Origin of the sequence: Streptomyces sp. NBC_01618 (genome assembly GCF_045209435.1) — a bacterium.
Classification (GTDB): domain Bacteria; phylum Actinomycetota; class Actinomycetes; order Streptomycetales; family Streptomycetaceae; genus Streptomyces.
In genome coordinates this window covers 2,805,378-2,823,830 of record NZ_CP109297.1, presented here as the reverse complement: position 1 = coordinate 2,823,830, position 18,453 = coordinate 2,805,378, and the positions used below count along the sequence as shown (strand labels likewise).

Sequence of the window (18,453 nt, the reverse complement as noted above, 5' to 3'; positions counted from 1 at the left end):
GTGGTTGGGTCCGGATGGGATGCCGCCCCTGCCGCTCGACGTCGGGGGACGGGGTGCGGCTCCGGTTGGACCGCCGGAGCCGCGCTGTATTCATCCCAGACTCACCTGCGTGATGGGAAAGTCGAAGTAGGTGTCCGGGTAGGGCTCGTCCGTGAGTGTGTAATGCCACCATTCGCAGGCATAGGAGCTGAATCCGCTGGTCTCCATGATGGAGCGAAGACGCCTGCGGCTGTCTGCCGCGACCTGCGAGATTCCTAACGCTTCGTGGTGCGAGACCGAGTCCATCAGGTCGTGGTCGCCGCCCATGTCGGCGAGGTCGCCGCTTTCCAGGTGATACAGCGTCAGGTCGACGGTGCTGCCACGGCTGTGACCCGACCTGGCGGCCACGTATCCATTCTCGAACATCTCGGGCCGGTCGATATGGGGATAGTGGCGCTGCTTGGTGCAGCCGTCCTCCGGCTGCTGGGACCAGCGCAGGAAGGAGTCCACGGCACGTTGGGGGCGGTATCCGTCCCAGAGCAGCAGGCCGAATCCATGCGAGGCCGCCTCTTCTCGGGCGCTCTGCAATGCCGCGCACAGGGCCCTGGTGCCGACGACGCGATTGGCCAGGTATCCGGCGACCGGTTTTCCGGTGAAGTTGTCCCAGGTGGCGTACTTGGCGTCCCAGCGGATCCCGGGCATGAACTCATCTATGAAGACGAAGTCTTTACGCATCGGCCTGCTCCGTCGAAGGCAGGGGCCGGGCGAGCGCCCCGGTCACCAGACGGTCGATCACTTCGGAAAGCGGAATCCCGGCGGCGGCCATCATCCTCGGATAGCGGCTGTAGGAGGTCATTCCGGGGAACGTGTTGACTTCGTTGAGGACGACCTGTCCGTCGTCCTTGAGGAACAGGTCCACGCGGGCGAGTCCACTGCAACCCAGGGCGCGGTAGACGGCCTTCGCCACGTACTGGACGCGGGCCCGGGATTCAGCCGGAATATCGGCGGGGACGATCGGCGTCGAATTGTCGGAGCCGGTCTCGGGTGCGTCCTCCTGGTGGATCCGGAAGAACCCATGGGACAGGGCGATGCGGTCGACTTCCCCCGCGGTCAGGTCCGTTCCGCCGCCCAGGATGGCGCATCCTACCTCGCTGCCGACGACCGCCTCCTCGACCAGGACTTTCGTGTCGTACCGCCGGGCGACGTCCAGCGCGGCCGGCAGTTCTTCGGCATGCGCCACCTTGCTGACCCCGAAGGAAGATCCCGAGCGGGCCGGCTTCACGAAGACGGGATAGGTGAGCCGGTCGGCGTCGATGTCCTCGCCCACCGTGACCGTCCAGAAATTCGGCGTGGCGATTCCGGCGCCAGCGGCAACGACGTAAGCGAGGGACTTGTCCATGCCCAGCGCGGAACTCTGCACGTCGCAGCCCACGTATGGGATTCCGGACAGCTCGAGCAGGCCCTGGATCGCGCCGTCCTCACCGAGTTTGCCGTGCAGCACGGGCACCACGACATCCAGGCCGACCGTCTCGTACTTCCCCTCATCGAGGACGAGCAGTCCGCGCACATCGCGGTCCGGGGACAGCACGGCGGACCGGCAAACGCCGCTCTCCCAGTCCGCGGCGGGGCCCTCGCAGAGCTTCCAGGCGCCGTCGCGCGTGATCCCGATGAAGTACGGCTCGTACGTGTCCGGGTCAAGGTTTCGTACGACCTCCTGCGCGGACTTGATGGAGATGGGGTGTTCCTCTGAGCAGCCTCCGAAGAGGATTCCGACCCGAAGCTTGGACTTAGGCATGCTGATTCCTGCTTTCGAATTCCAGGCAGTTGGTGATCGAGTTCTCGACCGTGTCGCTCAGGGCACGGTCCGTGTAGTACGCGGTGTGCGGACTGATGAACGCGTTCGGCATTTCCTGCAGCCGCAGCAGCGGCTTGCTGTCGATGGGCGCGTTCCGTCGGTCGGCGTAGAACACGCCTTCCTCGCCCTCGACGACGTCAAGGGCGACACCGCCCAGACGCCCGTCCTCCAGCGCCTCGACCAACGCGACCGTGTCGATGAGGGCGCCACGCCCGGTGTTGACCACGAACGCGCCGGGTTTCATCCGCTGGATACGCTCACGGTCGAGGAGGTGGTGCGTTTCGGAGTTGAGCGGCGCATGGAGCGTTACGACGTCGCTCGACCTCAGCAATTCATCGAGCGACACCTCGTCGCCGGATTCACCGGATTCACCGGCACGATTTCGGTGCGCCAATATCCGGCATCCGAAGGCGCGGAGCCTTTCCATGACGGCCGTGCCGATGCGCCCCGTCCCGACCACGCCGACGGTCAGGTCGCGCAGTGCCTTCCCCCGTACGTCGTGCAGACGGTAGTCATGCACATCCGCGCGGCGGACAGTGGACTTGGCGTGGCGCACCGCCATCAGCAGCATCATCACCGTGTAATCAGCGACGCCGTCGGAGGAATAGGAGACGTTCCCGACGGAAATACCGACACGGTCCGCATAATCGACGTCGATGTGGTCGTACCCGATGCTCCTAGTGGAGATGTAGGACACACCGGCTCGGCTCAGCGCACGAATTGTCGCCGGCATGATCCGGGTCTTGTGCCCGACGCTGATACACCGGTTTCCGGACGCTAGGTGGACGTTGTCCTCCGACACGGCGAATTTGGTGATCGTCGGCGTCACCCCGAAGCGAGGCGCCAGCTCACGGAACCGTGCCGCTTCGTCCCGCCCGCATCCGAAAGCGGTGATTCCCACCGGTTCGCTGTAGGTCATGTCTCCATTCAAGGAAACATGGTGTTGTCGGCGCGTATGCAGTTTTCGATACGCTGTCGATACGTTGTCGGTTCCGCTTTGTCGGCCCGCGCGAGCAGATGGCGGAGCTGGCGCGATCCGTCAGCAGGACACCCCAGGAGGCCAGGCCGAGCTCTTCGCGAAGGTGTCGATGCAGGTCACCCGGCCATTGTCGGCGGGCGACGCTTCGACGCCGGTGTGCAGCACGCGTGGGAGATCCGGCGGCTCCTGGCGTACGTCGACATGGCCGCCCCGCCCGCGTGGGGCGGATTCTCGGGGGTCCTCGCAACACCTGATGGCCTATGCGGTCGTCAGTAGATCACGCAGGCGCTCGGCTGGGGTTCTCCAGTCGAGCGTTTTGCGTGGTCGGCCGTCGAGTCGCTGGGCGACGTGTTCGAGGTCTTCGGCGCTGTGCACGGACGGGTTGGTGCTCTTGGGGAAGCACTGCTGCAACAGGCCGTTGGTGTTTTCGTTCGATCCGCGCTGCCAGGGTGAGTGCGGGTCGCAGACCGGCACTCCCGTGGCCACCGTGAACTGCTGTGCGCGGTCATCTCACAGCCCTGGTCCCAGGTCAGCGAGCCGCGCAGGTGCTCGGTCAGGGTCTGGATCAGCGGCACCAGCACGTCGCGGACCTCCTCGGCGGTGTGCCCGCCGGGCAGATGCCCGAGCATCACGTAGCGGGTGGAGCGCTCGACCAGGGTCACGATCGCGCTCTCGCTGCGGGGACCGACGATCAGATCGCCTTCCCAGTGACCGGGCACCGCCCGGTCCTCGACCTCGGCAGGACGCTCGGAGATCATCACTATCTCGTCGACGAACCGGCGCGTGCGCCGGTCCTGGCTGCGGTGCGGCTTGCGGCGGGAGGCGCCCAGTGCGCAGCGCGGCCGCGACCTCGCGTCACAGCCCGCCACGGGCCTGGACGTAAATCGCCTGGTAGATCGTCTCTACGCTCACCCGCATGCTCTCGTCGTCGGGGAATTCGATGACCAGAGCGTGGCAGATCTGCTTGGGCGACCACCTCTCGCGCAGCCCGTCCGCGACGAACTGCGCAGTGGACCTGCCTGGGCGAGCTTGGAGTCCTTGGGACGCGACCGGCTCCCCGCCCACGCCCGCTGAGCGCGGTGCGGCCGGTAGGTGCCCTTGACCGACCGGGCGTCGATCTCACGTTTGACAGTGGAGGCCGGCCTTCCCAGTGCCCGCCCGATCGCGCGCAGCGACCGGGCCTTCGCGTTGCAGATCAGCGATCAGCTCCCGCTCGGTCAGCGTGAGGAAGCGAGAGTGCAGGCCGGTCTCGACCGTGGCGAGGGACGGCTCCGGAGAGCTGGCGGCGGCGGCGGTCACACCGGTCTTGTAATCGATGCGGCGCCCGTCGGGGTGCAGGCGCGAGTGGCCGATCTGCCGAATACCACGGTCCCGGTCCTCAGCCGTGCGCTCGTGGACGCCGGCCTGCGCGGCGGTAACGCGGCGCCGAACTCCCGACGCACGCAGCCGCTCATACTCCGCCCGACCCGGCTGACCGAGTTTGCGGGGCCTGCCGCGACCGCGGACACCGGCCTGACGGGCCCATCCGAACGCCGTATTGCGGTTCACACCGACTGCCAGAGCAGCAGCGGTGATGCTGCCGTCCCGATCCAGCGTCGAGAAAAACCTCGCCTTCACCCCTCAAAATCCATGATCCCCGCAACACCCTGAACTTCAGGGTGTTGCGGGGATCAATAGAACCCGCCGTGGTCGGCGGGGCAGGTATCACAACCGCGGGGACGTATGCGCGGGCAGTTCCACCGTGATGCGCAGGCCGCCGGTGTCGCGCGGGGTGAGGGTGAGGGCGCCGTCGTGTGCGCGAGTGATGGTGGTGACGATGGCCAAACCGAGGCCGACGCCCGTCTGATCGGCGTGGATGCGCTCGGCGCCTCTCTGGAAGGGTTCGGTGAGCGTCGAGACCAGGTGTGGAGCCAGCATCTCGCCGGTGTTTTCGACCGTGAGTATCACGGTGCCGGGGTGGGCGCTGGTAGTAACCCACACCCTGCCCTGTTCGGACAGATTGTGGACAATCGCGTTGTGCACGAGGTTCGTGGTCAGTTGCAGCAGGAGTGCCGGTGATCCGCTCGTGGGCGTGATGTCGCCGCGGGTCTCGATGGTGACGCCGTTCCTTTCCGCGAGGGGAAGCAGTGTTTCGGTGGCTTCTTCCGCCATGAGGGACAGGTCGACCTGTTCTCGGGTGAAGGATCGCTGGTCGGCCCGGCTGAGCAGAAGCAGTGCTTCAGTGAGGTCGATCGCTCGGGCATTGACAGCTTGGAGGCGGTCGAGAACCTTGCCGGTGTCGTGTGATGGATCGGAACGGGCCACCTCGACCAGTGACTTCGAGATGGCCAGCGGGGTGCGTAGTTCGTGCGAGGCGTTTGCCGCGAACCTCTGCTGCGCGGCGACGTGTGCTTCAAGCCGTTCGAGCATCGCGTCGAAGGCGTCGGCGAGTTCACGGAACTCGTCCTGGCGGCCCGGCATCTGGATACGGTGCGAGAGCGATCCTGTAGCGGCCGTGCGGGTGGCGTTCGTGATGCGAGCCAGGGGCGCGAGCATACGGCCCGAGAGAACCCATCCTCCCAGGGGGCCGAACACGAGGAGGAACACCATGACCGCGGCTGCCGTTGGCGCGAAACCCTGTACGAAGTCGATGACCGGGTTGCTTTTCCATGCCCCCTCTTCGTTGGACTGCAACCACCCTTGTCGCACGAGGAACACTCCTACGGCGGCGAGCAGCAAAACACCGGCGAGCATGAGGAAGCCGGCGTAGCTGAGGGTGAGCTTGAGGCGGGCACTCATTCCAGGCGCTCTATCCATGATTCTCTCCCCCGCCTCCGGCCTGCGGCTGTGCATCGATTCGGTAGCCGACGCCGGAGACCGTGGCGATGATCCACGGCTCACCCAGACGCTTGCGCAGTGCCGAGACGGTGATTCGGACAGCATTGGTGAACGGATCAGCGTTCTCGTCCCAGGCGCGCTCCAGAAGTTCCTCGGCGCTGACGACGCCACCCTCGGCGGCGATCAGGACCTCGAGTACGGCGAACTGCTTGCGTGTCAGCGCGACGTATAGGCCGTCCCGGTAGACCTCGCGTCGGAACGGATCCAGCCGCAGCCCCGCGATCTCACGGATCGGAGGCCGGCTGTGGGCACGCCTGCGGTCGAGCGCCCGGAGCCTGAGGACGAGTTCCCGCAGATCGAACGGTTTCGTGAGGTAGTCGTCGGCGCCGAGTTCGAAGCCGGATGCCTTGTCGTCGAGCCGGTCGGCCGCGGTCAGCATGAGGATCGGCATGCCGCTGCCCGAGGCGATGATCCGCTTGGCGATCTCGTCACCGGAAGGGCCGGGAATGTCGCGGTCGAGGACGGCGATGTCGTAACTGTTGATACTCAGCATTTCCAGGGCGATGTCGCCGTCGCCCGCGAGGTCGGCCGCGATCGCCTCCAGGCGCAGGGCATCGCGGATGGCTTCCGCCATGTAAGGCTCGTCCTCGACGATCAACACACGCATACTCTCGATGCTACGAGCGGGCACCTATCGTCCGCGTATCCAAACCACATACGCAATTCGGCAACACCGCGTCGCCTCTGTCACTGACCTCTGGGGCTGTCTTCCGCCTGACCGGCGAACACTGGTCGGTCTGGTGTCCCTGCGCCGGCGCGACACGCTCGCCCGACTCGCCGCCACGTTGCGTATTTCCGTCGACACGGCGCACGCCTGCACGACGGCCGTTGTCGACCTGCTCGCCGACTGCGCACCCGGCCGGGACGCGACCTCGCCCCGGCCCAGCAAACCGTCAACCGAGCTCCGGCCACCGCACGGACTCCGGTCGAGCGCGGCGACGCACGACTGAAGTCGTGGTGGATCTTCCGCAGGTCCCGATGCAGCCCGAACCAAATGACGTCAATCGCCGCCGCCGTCCTCACCCTGGAGTGGCAACGATGGAAGATCTCAGTGAACACGACGGAGTGTCATGGCAACCGCTGGAGCGAAGGTTGGCCGGAATGACCTTCTTCGACATCGTAGCTCTTGCCAACCAGTGGAGAGGCTAGCCTCGGGCTCTCGCGTGGCTGGGTGTCCGATGCGTGATCGGAAACGCGAAGAGTGCTCCTGACCTGCAATGATGGGACTTGTCTAGGGTCCGGGTCGTCGCATGAAAGAAGCACTCCTCAGGTGAAGAAGCGTATCGGGTCCTATCCGCATGTCCGCATCGAGGGCTGCGGGAGCGGGGTGGTCTCGCAGGCCGGCGGAGTACTGCTGATCGAGACCGCCCGTAAGACCGGCCTGGACAGGGCGATATCGGCGGCACTGACGCCGTGGCGGCGGCCTCGGGCTGTGCATGATCCGGGCAAGATCCTGCTGGACATGGCTCTCGCGGTCGCGCTAGGCGGAGACTGCCTGGCTGATGTGGGGATGTTGCGGGCCGAGCCTGCGGTGTTCGGGCCGGTGGCCTCTGACCCCACGGTCTCCCGGTTGATCGACACCCTCGCCGCGGCGGGGGACAAGGCCCTGACCGCGATCCGCTCGGCCCGGGCCGAAGTACGCGAGCACGTCTGGACGTTAGCCAAGGACGCAGCGCCGGATGCGGCAGGTCAGGTAATCGTGGACCTGGACGGAGTGCTGGTGCTGGCCCACTCCGACAAGCAGGACGCGGCCGCGACCTGGAAGAAGTCGTTCGGACATCACCCCCTGCTGGGCTTCGTCGACCACGGAAGCGGCGGTACCGGAGAGCCGGTGGCAGCCCTGCTGCGGCCCGGAAATGCGGGATCCAACACCGCCGCCGACCACATCACCGCCGCCCAGATCGCCCTGGCCCAGCTCCCCAAGCGCCACCGTCGCGGCCGGTCCACACTGATCCGTACCGACTCCGCGGGCGGCACCCACGAGTTCCTCGCCTGGCTCACGAAGCGAGGAAGGTGGCTGTCGTACTCGGTCGGAATGACCATCACCGAGCAGATCCATCAGGCCGTGCTGAAGGTCCCGGCCTCCGCCTGGGCCCCGGCGGTCGAGCCGGGCGGTGAGATCCGCGAGGGCGCCTGGACCGCCGAACTGGACGGCGACGCTCTCAAGGGCTGGCCGAAAGGGATGCGGCTGATCGTCCGCAAGGAACGGCCCCACCCCGGAGCCCAGTTGCGGTTCACCGACGCCGACGGACTGCGGCTCACCTGCTTCGCCACCAACACGACAGGATCGAAGATCACCGATCTGGAACTGCGGCACCGCCGTCGGGCCAGGGCAGAGGACCGCATTCGCAACGCACGGGCCACCGGCCTGCGGAACCTTCCCCTGCACCAGACCGCGCAGAACCGGATCTGGCTGGAGATCGTCCAACTCGCCCTCGACCTGCTCGCCTGGATGCCGATGCTCGCCCTGACCGGCAAGCCCCGCCTCTGGGAGCCCCGCCGACTGCGGCTGCGCCTGTTGTCCGCCGCAGCCCAACTCATCACCACCGCTCGCCGACGGCACCTGCGATTCGCCTGCCACTGGCCATGGACCGACGTGATCACCAACGCGATCAGACAGCTCGACGCCCTCCCGAGCCCAGGCTGACCAGCAACGACCCGCCCCGACGAGCAGAAGAGCCACCCACCGGGACCGTGGAACCCGGCGACCACCCGATACGACGATCGGGCCACCTGCACGCTCGCACACCCTCCACAACGATGAATCGGTCGCCAGCCGAAGCTGATGACCGATCACGAAAGATCGAGGCTAACCCGCAGCAATCGATGAGTAGGTCCATACATCAGCAGGAATCTCGTGACGGAGCTTCCAGATAATGCCCATGGGCTTGCTGCCCTTGTGTTCGACGTACTCGGCGGGGCCAAGAAGCATCCACGGCTGGGGCCCGCCGATGTCCGTCTTCTTGTAGCGGCGGACGAAGAGTAGGACGTGGGTGTCCTTCTCCTTGTGGATCTGGTAGCGGGCGCCGGTGGGGGATGCCTCGGAGGTCTGGTTCTGCGATTCCCAGTGGAACAGGGACTCGTTCAGGGCGTAGTCCTTGTAGCGGGTCTCTGGCGAGAAGTCCTTCTCGTTCTTTTCGAGGGTGATGAGTAGCGCGTCAGTCTGGATATTTTCGCACCACTTCACACCTTCGCGGAAGTGTCCCGGCATGAAGCCGCCCACGTGGGACTGCCCCAGGGCGGGGAGGATCTCTTCGCGGCTGTACGAGGAGTGCACTGTCAGCGGCAGGCTTGCATGCCCGCCGAGCAGCGGGACGGGTACGTGGTCGGCCTGGTCTAGGACGTGGGTGAGGACCTGGCGGAGCTCGTCGCGGAAGGCGTGCTGAGGGCGAAGGGTGTTGAAGCCCGCCTGGTAGCTGTTGAAGTCGCCGCCCAACGGCCACAGCGAGAAGAAGAACATGCGTGCGTACGCCTGTTCCTGCTCGCTGAGGTCATCGTATGTGGGGGCGTCGTCACCGAGGAGCTTGCTGTACGCGGCGACTCGGAGCGGGTCATCGACGTGAAGGAACGCCGATACGCGCTTCAGCAGCGATGCTTCACCCTCCGGCCCGGTCTCAGGGAGGAGATTGGCTCGGCGGAGTAGACCCGTCCATGAGTTCCCGTTGCCTCGGTAGAGCTCCTTGAGCTCACGACCGCTCTCCTTGAGGTAGTCGGCGAGCTGCGGCTCGGCGTACTTGGCGACCTCGCGGGCAAGTTGAGTGACGTTGACGCTGATCTGGCTGCGGATGTTCTCAATGATCAGCTCCTTGGCCTTCGACTCAAGGATGATCTGGCAGCCAGACGGCAGCTGCGGAAAGTCGTGTTCGATGTTGGCGAGCAGGCGATTGCGAGTGAGGTTGGTCAGTGCGCGGAACTGTTCCTCGAAGCGGAACTCCTTGCGGTGTTGACCGATGAAGTCCAGGACAGTGAGGACGGCCTTGTCTTCGGTTCGACGCAGGCCTCGTCCCAGCTGCTGGAGGAACACCGTGGCGCTGGAAGTAGGGCGCAAGAGGAGCAGCGTGTCGACGTCTGGGATGTCGAGTCCCTCATTGAACAGGTCGACAGAGAAGATGACTTGGAGCGCCCTTGCCTTGAGTTGATCCAGGGCTTCCTTGCGCTCATGGCGTGAGGTCTCGCCGGACAGCGCGATCGCGTTGAGGCCGGCTCGACGGAAGAAGTCGGCCATGAAGACTGCGTGCGCAACTGACACACAGAAGCCCAACGCACGCATCGAGCCCGGGTCGGCAACCTTGTCCTTCACGGCCTGCACGACGAGCCTGGCTCGTGCGTCATTGCCAGTGAAGAGATTACTGAGGGCCGCGGCATCGTACGACCCCCGCTTCCAGGAGATGGCGCTCATGTCGGTGTTGTCGGTGACGCCGAAGTAGTGAAAGGGACTGAGTAGGTCGTTTTCCAGGGCTTCCCAGAGACGCATCTCTGCGGCGATCCGGCCCTCAAAGAACTCGTCCTGGATGTTCAGCCCATCCATGCGTTCCGGGGTAGCGGTGAGTCCCAGCAGTTCCTTTGGATCGAAGTGATCCAGAATCCGGCGGTAGGTGGGGGACGTGCCGTGATGGAACTCGTCGATCACGATGACGTCAAAGTGGTCCGGAGTAAAGCGGTCCATTGCACGGGAGTTGAGCGACTGGACGCTGGCGAACACATGCGTCCAGTTGTCAGGGATATCCCCACCGACGAAGAGCTCGCCGAAGTTCGGGTCAGTCAGCACGTTCTGGTAGACGCGCAGAGACTGTTCCAGGATCTCCTTGCGATGGGCGACGAAGAGCAGCCGCGGGTCACGGCCCAGCGTCCGCCGTAGTCGCTTGAAGTCAAGAGCTGCCATCACGGTCTTGCCGGTGCCGGTCGCCGCAACGAGGAGGTTGCGGTGCCGACCGTGGACGGTGCGCTCCACTTCGAGACGTTCCAGCATGTCGCGCTGGTGCGGATAAGGGCGGACTTCAAGTCCGGAGAGCGTGATGGTGGTGCCGCTGTTTTGGCTGGACCCGCCAGCGTGAGACAGCGCATCGTCCAGTCGCTGTGCGTCGCTGTCGGGGTCGTATGGCTCGAAGGAGCGCTCACTCCAGTACGCGTCGAATGTTGCTTCGAACTTGCGGAGGACGGATGGTGTGGCGACTGACGACAGCCGAACGTTCCATTCGAGCCCGTCTAGAAGCGCGGCCTTGGACAGGTTCGAGCTGCCGACGTACGCCGTGTCGAAGCCGCTCTTGCGACGGAAGAGCCAGGCCTTGGCATGAAGGCGTGTTGAGCGGATCTCGTAGTTGACCTTCACCTCGGCACCGAACTCGCGGACCAGACGATCCAGCGCGCGACGCTCCGTGGCTCCGATGTAGGTCGTTGTCAACACGCGGATAGGTACGCCGCGATCGCGTGCGGAGGAGAGCGACTGCTCAAGGACTCGCAGTCCGTGCCACTTCACAAAGGCGCAGAGGAGGTCTACACGGTCCGCCGTGGCCAACTCGGCGCGTAGTTCAAAGCCCAGGCTCGGATCATCAGGCGAGTTGGTGATCAGTGCCGTCTCGGAGAGGGGCGTTGCTGGGCGAATGGCGTAGACGCCAGGAGCTTCTTGTTCCGCGACTGCGAGCAATTGCCGAGGGCCCTCGATGACGAGATCGACCCACTCGGTCGCACCTTCGATGGTGTTGAGCGAATCCAGGATGTGGTTGGCGGCGACCACCTGCTCTGCGGGTGAGAGGCCCTGGAGGACCTGCCGCACGACGCTCCCGATGTGGCGTGACAGCACGTGAGGTGCAGATTCAGCGCCGACTATTTCATCGATGGAGCGCCAGCCTGTGGAGTCGAGTTGCTTCATACGCTCTTCGAGACGATGGGTGATCAGCGTCTCGTAGAGCCCAGCAACCGGAGCTGCGTCGCCTGCAAAGTCGTTGGGCATCGCCGAGTCCCCCTCATCTCGTCAGCTATGCATGCAGTTCTATCAAGCAGGACTGACGAAGCCGCCCTCGCATGCGCCTGCCAGTGTTGGGTGGAGGGTCTTCAGAAGGCGCTGCACGGCGCCTGGGCCGACCGGCTGCCCGCCCAGACGCTCAGCGGGGTCGCTTCGCTCGCGCTGTCCGGGATGCTCTTCGAGATCGACGCGGTCGCGGTCCGTCCGGCCGAGGGATCCGAAAGCTAGGAGCGTGGGTCGGTAACGGGCAACCGCCTTGCCGGGATCGGTCCGCAGCTTGCGGGGCATGCGTTCCTTGAGCTGACCGCACGCGTGTCTCACACTTTGCGGCTCTTCAGCGGAGCGAAGGCGGAGCAGTTCCTACGGAGTTGATGGCTTCGGGCCCCTTAGAGCTTTGCCGATTTCGGATGGCCAAGCGGGCCTGTATCGGGCAACGAAATCGGCGAAGTCCTCGCACAGGTACCGCGGATCAGCCGGCTTCAGCCGTACCTGCTGGTGATCACTGTGCACGCACCAGACCTCGAAGTCGGTCACAGTCCCCTCGACAGGCCAGTCCTCGCTTCGCCCACGAGGCAGAAGCACGACGTCGACGAACCCTTCGACACTGAGGCCAATGTCCACGAAGACACCGATCACCCCGGGCTTGGGCACCCGGACGACTGTGCCCGTGAAGACCTGACCGTAGCGCAGCTCACCTTGAACTCGCTCCCACTCCGCCTCCGTCACCATTCACGCATCCTCGCACGAGCACCTGCCTGGACAGGAGGGCCCGGTGCGAGCTTGAAGCTCGCACCGGGCCCAACATCTGGATTCGCCAACAGCCTCAGAGTCTGCCGGGGCGACTCGGAGAGCGGAAGGTGTGTTGCCCGGGGCGGTTCGCCGCGGTCAGGGAGCCAGACGGTAGGCGCGCAGGATGGTTTGTTCCACGGTGCCGCCGTCGGTGCTGCGTGCCGTGGCCTTCAGGGAGACGAAGGAGCCGGAGCCTGCGGGCGGGGTGATGGCGACGCGGTTGCTCGCGCTGACGTCCGAGGTGACCGGGGCGTCCTGCCATGTCGCGCCGTCGTCGAAGGAGACCTGGACGGTGAGGCTCTTGGTCTTGGATGCCGCGGCGCCGGCCTGCCGTTCCACCCGTGCGGTCAGTGTGTGCTTGGTCCGGGCGGTCTGGTTGGTGGTGTCTACGGGGGCGATGAAGCGTACGACGTCCAGTGGCAGCGCGTCGGTGCGCACCGCGCCGTCGGGGCCGGGTGCGACCGCCGCGGAGCGGAAGGTCCATGCCGTTTCCACTGTCGTCGACAGCGACGCCCACGGCTCCTCGCGGGTGGCCCGGGCGGTCAGCCGGTAGGTGGCCGCGTCCTCGGGGACGGCGAAGGTGGCACTGGGGGAGTCGCTGGAGCCGAGCTTCTGCCCATCCTTCGCCAGGGTGAGGTGCACGGTGTCCTGCTGCCAGTAGGGCATCGGGCCGCCGTAGTGCCCGGGGGCCGCGTCGCTGAACAGCTGCGGTTCCGCGCTGATGGTGCCGTCACTGGCGCGGCGAAACGACGGCGCTTCGTTCTTGACGGGCGCCAGGCCCGGGCCGATGACGGAGGCGTTCCATCGGTCGGCGCAGGTGCTGCCGGCCGTGCACGAGACGATGCCGGTCTGGGTGACGGGCAGCGGCACGAACTCGCCACCCTCACCGGCCTGCTGGCTGAAGTACATCTCGCGCTGCTGGCCGCGCACGGTCAGGTACTCGGTGCGTGCCGCGGGCAGCGCGAAGTCCGGTTCGGCGAAGCTCATCCCGCCCAGATCGGACTCGGTGGGCCAGCTGGACGTGCTGCCGGCGGTACCGGGCCCCTGCGCGTAGTAGTCGTTCTTGACGGCGGCCAGGTCCTTGCGGGCGAGGCGGAAGGCCGGGTCGGGGAGGGAACCGGTGGTGAGCAACAGCAGGTCGTAGTGGTCGGGCAGGCGTCCCTTCGGTGCCTGCGCGCCGTTCTGGATGCTGCGGACGTAGAAGCCGAGCGTGCCGTCGGACACCTGCTTGCCGGGTACCACGTAGAGCCGTCCGGGCCTGCCGAGCAGGGCGCCCTCGTCCGCGCACGTCTGGTCGCCGGCCGGGCGGTAGCAGTAGCCGGCCGACAGCGAGTAGGGCTGTGCCCCGGGGTCCGGGACGGCGACGGTGATCGGCTTGCCCTGTCGGGCGTCCACCGTGCGTTTGCTGTCCTGGCGGACGTCCAGCTCGGGCTGGAGGAACATGGTCGACGTCGGTGCGGCGTCGTCGGTTCCGGGTGTGACCAGGGTGCCGCCGAGGTTGTAGCGGCCCTCCGGCACGCGGGCGGTGGCCGTGCCGTCGTCGAAGGTGAGGTCGAACGTCCGGCCGTCGGCGAGGTTCTTCAACTGTACGGAGGAGAAGCCGTGTTCGCGTGAGCCCGGGCCGAGGGGTGCGCCGTTGCGGTCGACGGCCTCGACCGTGACCTGGCGGTGTACGGCCTCCTTGGTGACCGCGAAGGCCGGGCCGGTCACAACGGTGCCGTCCTCGGCGGTCGAGGTCAGACGTCCGCTGAAGGAGGTGCCGGCCGCTGCGGCGCCCGGGTCGATGGTGACCGTGGCCCGGGCCGTGCCCCCGGCGGGGACGGTCAGACCGGTCGGCGACACGGTGAGCAGACCCTTCGGTCCTGGCTCGCCGGCCCGGCCGGTGGTGGCGGCCACGGTGAGGGAGACCTTCGCCGTGCCGGTGTTGTGGTACGTGACGGTGCGGGTGACCGGCTCGGTGGCCTTCGGGTCGGTGAAGTACACGCCGGTGTCCTCGGCGGTGGCGAACACGCTCTGGGCGGTGGCCCGTGCCACGTCCAGGCGTCCGGCGCCCTGCTCGTACGCCCCCTGCCCGGCGATCGGCTTCGCCGAGGAGGTCAGTGCGGCCTTGAGCTGCGGCCCCTTCCAGTCCGGGTGGGCCTGGGCGAGCAAGGCGGCGGCGCCGGCGACGTGCGGCGTGGCCATCGAGGTGCCCGACAGGGCGGTGTAGCGGTCGTTGACCGGGTTGTCGCCGTCGGTGCCGGCTGCGCGGGCCGCGACGATGCCGATGCCCGGCGCCGTCAGGTCGGGCTTGACCGCGTGATCGCCCAGGCGCGGCCCCTGGCTCGACAGGTCGGCGAGCGCGTCATCGCGTTCGACGGCGCCCACGGTCAGTGCGGCATCGGCCGTACCGGGCGTGCTGACCGTACCGGGGCTTCCGAGGTTGCCGGCCGCCGCGACGAACAGTGTGCCGTGGCTCGCGGAGAGGTTGTCGACGGCCTGCGAGAGGGGGTCGGTTCCGTCGGTGACGCCACCGGACAGGCTGAGGTTGACGATGGGCGCCCGCGCCGCGGCCCACTCCATGCCCTGGAGGACCCACGACTCCTGCCCGCCGCCGTTGTCGTCCAGCACCTTGCCGACCAGCAGTTCGGCGTCGGGGGCCATGCCCCGGTAGCGGCCGTCGGACGCGGTGCCGTCCCCGGCGACGGTGGAGGCCACGTGCGTGCCGTGACCGTCGCCGTCGGAGGCGGTGCTGCCGACGGCGCCGTTGTCCTGCGTGAAGTCCGCCGACTCGCCGATCGAGCCGGAGAAGTCGGGGTGAGTGGAGTCGATGCCGGTGTCCAGCACCGCGACCTTCACGCCCTTTCCGGTCCAGCCGGACTTCCATGCCTGCGGCGCACCGACCTGGGCCGTGCTGCGGTCCAGGCTGGCGCCGACCTTGCCGTCGAGCCACACCTTGGCCACACCCGGGGCCAGAGCGGCCGCCGACTTCCGCTTCGATGCGGCGGGGCCCCACTCCTTCCAGACCTCGGACACCCGCTTCTTGTCGGCCCGCAGCGCGGCGCCGTGCACGCTCGCCAGGGCACGCACGGCCGGTGCCCCGGCCGGCGGCTGCGGAGCGGCTCTCCCGACGGCTGCCTTGTCGTAGGTGACGATCAGCGGCAACTGCGGGCTGTGGGCGTCGTCGTACCCCTGGGCCACGAGCCCCGTGATGTCGAACAGCCGCGGGTCCAGGTGCCCGGCGCGCAGCGGCGCCACCGCGTCCTGCGGCACCAGCGACACCGAACCGCCGGAGCCCTGCTGGGTGAACGCGATGTCCTCGCGCCCGGGGCCGGGCCGTACCGTGACCACGGACACCGTGCCGTCGGCGCCGACCCGGGCGGTGACCTTGTCGCCCGTGATGAGCGTCATCTGCAGCAGTGACCCCGCCCCGGCCGCCGTGGCCGCGCGGGGCGGGGCCGCCCCGGCGGGCGGTACGGCCGCCGTACCGATCAGCAGTGCGCCCAGCACGACGGCGGTCGGCGGACCTGCCGTACGTATGCCTCGCATACGTGTCCTCTCGATCGCGCGGCCCCGCGGGAGCGCCCGCCCGCATCGCAGGGGCGGAAGCTCCGGACGCGGGCGCCGCTCACTCCCATGTCTCGAAAGGAACGACGGAGCGGACGGGGTGCAGGGAGGTCACGGGGCGTCAGAAAAAAATTATTCGGAGAGATCTCATGGCCCGTGACATCCCCGCGCCCGGTCCGCTCCGTCGAAGGGGGCAGAGACGAAAGGAGGCACACATTGCGTACCGGTGACCTGGAGGAATTCCGCGGCTTCGCCCAGGAGCGGCTGGTGCACCTGCGCCGCACCGCTTACCTGATGTGCGGTGACTGGCACCACGCCGAGGACATCACGCAGACGGCGCTGGCGAAGCTGTACTCCGTGTGGGGGCGGCGGCGCCAGATACGGAACATGGAGGCGTACGCCCACCGCGTACTGACCCGGACCTGCGTCGACCACATGCGGCGGCGCTGGCGTCGCGAACAGCCCTCCTGCGTACTGCCCGACCGCGCCGAGCCCTGCGCGGACCCGGCACTGGGACTCCAGATACGCGCCGCGCTGGCCGTCCTGCCGCCGCGGCAGCGGGCGGTGGTGGTGCTGCGCTACTGGGCCGATCTGGACATTGCCGCGACCGCCGCGGCCATGGGCTGCTCCACCGGCACGGTGAAAAGCCACACCGCGCGGGCACTGGCCCGCCTGCGTTCCCTCCTGGGGGACGACGCGGACTCCGACACGTTCGGGGCGTTCGCCCCGCCAGCCGATTCCACCCGAAAGAAGGTCGTACTGCGATGAACAACCACGATGTCAAGACCCTTCTGGAGGCCGGGCTCCATGACGAGCCGCCCCTGCGGACCAGCGTTGACACGGCCGTCGCGGCCGGACGGCGCAGCCGTGTCCGCCGCCGCGGAGCACTTGCCGGAGTGGGCCTGACCGCGGGGGCGGCGGTGGCCACCCTGGCACTGGTCACGCCCGGCGCCGGCCCGGGCGCGACCCCGTCGGCCGCGGCCGACCCGCTCGTCGGCCCGCTGGTGCCCGCCGCGGCCGACAGCGCGGCGCCGCAGACCCTGCGGCCCGACGCCTTCGAGTCGGGAACCGAGCACACGACCCGGTGGAGCAGCCAGCAGCTCGCCGACACCCTGGTCAGGCTGCTCCCGCCGGGTGAGGCGACCGTCCGGGAGGGAGACTTCCCCGGCCGGACCTACCGCGTGCAGTGGGACAGCGGCACCGGCCCGGTGGAGTTCGTCGGCGGAGCGGAGTACACGGCCAAGGCCCCGCAGGTGCCGCTCTGCGCGACCATCAAAATGCCGAAGGTCGCACCTCGGCCGGGCGCACCGGCTCCGCGCGACGCCGCCCCGACGAGCGACTGCCAGGTGGTCGAACTCCCCGACGGCGCACGGGCAGAGGCCGTGACGCTGCGGTTCCCCCAGGACGGACAGCCGTCCTGGTACGTCCGGGTGCTGCGCAAGGACGGCCGAACGGTGACCCTTCAGCAGTGGGCCGGCCGGCCGGACGCGAAGGGGGCGCGCAACGCGCGGTCACAGCCGCAGCTGGACACCACCGCACTGCTGAAGATCGCGAACGACCCCGCCTGGAAGTTCTGACCTGCGGCATGGCCCCGCCCCGCTCCGCCCCGGCCGCTGCCGGTGCGGACCGGGGTGGGGCGGGACCCGGGGCGGCTACACCGGCAGGAGGCAACGGGAGCGCGTCGTCGCCGGGCGGCCCGACGGCAGAACGACCGGCGGTCCGGCGGCGCGAGGTAAGGCCCGCAGATCTCGGCGCCCGCTCAGACCTCGGCCGTCGTACTCCGTACGTAACCGAGTCCCGGGCGGTCGCCCAGCAGGAGTTCTTCTCCGGTGGGGACGAACCCCGTGCGGGTCAGGACTGTGCGAGAGGCCGTGTTGTCGAGTGCGGCTCCTGCGCGCAGTGTGGTCAGGCCGTACTCGGTAGCGGCCAAGGTGCAGATCTGGCGGACGGTGGCCGTGGCCAGGCCCCGGTGGGTGGCCTTTTCGGCTATACGGAAGCCCAGTTCGGCGGAGCCGTCCGCCACGTCGACCAGGTTGAACCGGCCCAGGATTTCGCCCTCGCCGCCGGAATCCGTGTCCACCAGGACGTGGAAGTGGCAGGTTCCCGCGGCCTGTTCGGCGAGCAGCGCGGCGTGGCGGGCGGCGAAATGGGCGAAGTAGTCGTCGCCGCGGTCCGGTACCGAGGCGGCGAAGAAGGTCCGGTTCTCCTGCTCGAACGCGAGCAGGGCCGGGGCGTGGTCGGCGCGGAGGCGTTGGAGTTCGGGCATGGCAGAACCCTACGGATTCCGGGAGCAGGGTGCCGCCTCCGGGGCCGGGGGTACCCCGTCGCGACAACGTGACACTCGCGGGCCGGTGTGTCACGTTCGCAATCACCCCCACCCACCCGCCGCCGTGGCTGTGCGGTCACTTCCTGCGGTACGGAGACGGCCCGGGCCGGGGTGAATGCGAGGGGGCGTCTCCGTACCGG

Annotated in this window: 12 protein-coding genes and 3 pseudogenes; 6 read left to right on the top strand and 9 right to left on the bottom strand. The window is 67.7% G+C overall.

From position 1 onward, the window contains the following. Positions 1 to 90: 90 nt before the first annotated feature. The 6 genes and pseudogenes from vanX to OH735_RS13195 all read right to left on the bottom strand — a co-directional run bounded on the left by vanX (position 91) and on the right by OH735_RS13195 (position 6,297). The gene (gene vanX, locus OH735_RS13220) at positions 91 to 714 is read right to left on the bottom strand and encodes a D-Ala-D-Ala dipeptidase VanX (RefSeq protein WP_397858530.1); all 624 of its coding nucleotides are present in this window, start codon (positions 712 to 714) and stop codon (positions 91 to 93) included. After that, the gene (gene vanA, locus OH735_RS13215) at positions 707 to 1,774 is read right to left on the bottom strand and encodes a D-alanine--(R)-lactate ligase (RefSeq protein ID WP_266532018.1); all 1,068 of its coding nucleotides are present in this window, start codon (positions 1,772 to 1,774) and stop codon (positions 707 to 709) included. The genes vanX and vanA overlap by 8 nt, the downstream gene beginning before the upstream one ends. Further along, complete coding sequence (locus tag OH735_RS13210; RefSeq protein ID WP_266532020.1) at positions 1,767 to 2,753, bottom strand: D-isomer specific 2-hydroxyacid dehydrogenase family protein; 987 nt, start codon at positions 2,751 to 2,753, stop codon at positions 1,767 to 1,769. Before OH735_RS13210 ends, vanA begins: the two co-directional genes overlap by 8 nt. Positions 2,754 to 3,071: 318 nt before the next feature. Then, a pseudogene (locus OH735_RS13205) lies at positions 3,072 to 4,259 on the bottom strand (IS30 family transposase). Between the two features lie 258 nt (positions 4,260 to 4,517). Next, the gene (locus OH735_RS13200) at positions 4,518 to 5,609 is read right to left on the bottom strand and encodes an ATP-binding protein (protein ID WP_397858532.1); all 1,092 of its coding nucleotides are present in this window, start codon (positions 5,607 to 5,609) and stop codon (positions 4,518 to 4,520) included. After that, a complete protein-coding gene (locus OH735_RS13195; protein WP_266532024.1) occupies positions 5,602 to 6,297 on the bottom strand; it encodes a response regulator transcription factor in 696 nt (231 codons plus the stop codon). Before OH735_RS13195 ends, OH735_RS13200 begins: the two co-directional genes overlap by 8 nt. Before the next feature lie 7 nt (positions 6,298 to 6,304). Between OH735_RS13195 and OH735_RS13190 the strand changes: the two genes are divergently transcribed. From OH735_RS13190 to OH735_RS13180, 3 genes and pseudogenes are all read left to right on the top strand, one after another. Then, the gene (locus OH735_RS13190; protein WP_397858535.1) at positions 6,305 to 6,640 is read left to right on the top strand and encodes a transposase family protein; all 336 of its coding nucleotides are present in this window, start codon (positions 6,305 to 6,307) and stop codon (positions 6,638 to 6,640) included. Beyond that, positions 6,580 to 6,729: pseudogene (locus OH735_RS13185) on the top strand (IS5/IS1182 family transposase); the annotation flags it as partial. The gene OH735_RS13190 and the pseudogene OH735_RS13185, both read left to right, overlap by 61 nt. A gap of 231 nt (positions 6,730 to 6,960) precedes the next feature. Then, positions 6,961 to 8,337, top strand: coding sequence for an IS1380 family transposase (locus OH735_RS13180; protein ID WP_406381673.1), 1,377 nt, complete (start codon positions 6,961 to 6,963; stop codon positions 8,335 to 8,337). Between the two features lie 162 nt (positions 8,338 to 8,499). On the opposite strand, the gene OH735_RS13175 is transcribed toward OH735_RS13180, so the two are convergent. Further along, on the bottom strand, positions 8,500 to 11,640 hold the full coding sequence (locus OH735_RS13175) for a DUF3427 domain-containing protein (protein ID WP_406381672.1): 3,141 nt from the start codon (positions 11,638 to 11,640) through the stop codon (positions 8,500 to 8,502). Positions 11,641 to 11,730: 90 nt separating this feature from the next. Between OH735_RS13175 and OH735_RS13170 the strand changes: the two are divergent. Further along, a pseudogene (locus OH735_RS13170) lies at positions 11,731 to 11,880 on the top strand (RidA family protein); the annotation flags it as partial. 657 nt (positions 11,881 to 12,537) lie between these two features. On the opposite strand, the gene OH735_RS13165 reads toward OH735_RS13170, so the two are convergent. Then, positions 12,538 to 15,969: a S8 family serine peptidase gene (locus tag OH735_RS13165; RefSeq protein ID WP_406381670.1), complete on the bottom strand. Its 3,432-nt coding sequence runs from the start codon at positions 15,967 to 15,969 to the stop codon at positions 12,538 to 12,540. A 234-nt stretch (positions 15,970 to 16,203) separates the two neighbouring features. On the opposite strand from OH735_RS13165, the gene OH735_RS13160 reads away from it, so the two are divergent. Together OH735_RS13160 and OH735_RS13155 are read left to right on the top strand one after the other, a co-directional pair. Continuing rightward, a complete protein-coding gene (locus tag OH735_RS13160; protein ID WP_406381669.1) occupies positions 16,204 to 16,755 on the top strand; it encodes a SigE family RNA polymerase sigma factor in 552 nt (183 codons plus the stop codon). After that, on the top strand, positions 16,752 to 17,564 hold the full coding sequence (locus OH735_RS13155; protein WP_406381668.1) for a hypothetical protein: 813 nt from the start codon (positions 16,752 to 16,754) through the stop codon (positions 17,562 to 17,564). The genes OH735_RS13160 and OH735_RS13155 overlap by 4 nt, the downstream gene beginning before the upstream one ends. Before the next feature lie 182 nt (positions 17,565 to 17,746). Here OH735_RS13155 and OH735_RS13150 read toward each other — a convergent pair whose 3' ends face one another. After that, a complete protein-coding gene (locus OH735_RS13150; protein WP_406381666.1) occupies positions 17,747 to 18,253 on the bottom strand; it encodes a GNAT family N-acetyltransferase in 507 nt (168 codons plus the stop codon). Positions 18,254 to 18,453 lie beyond the last annotated feature (200 nt).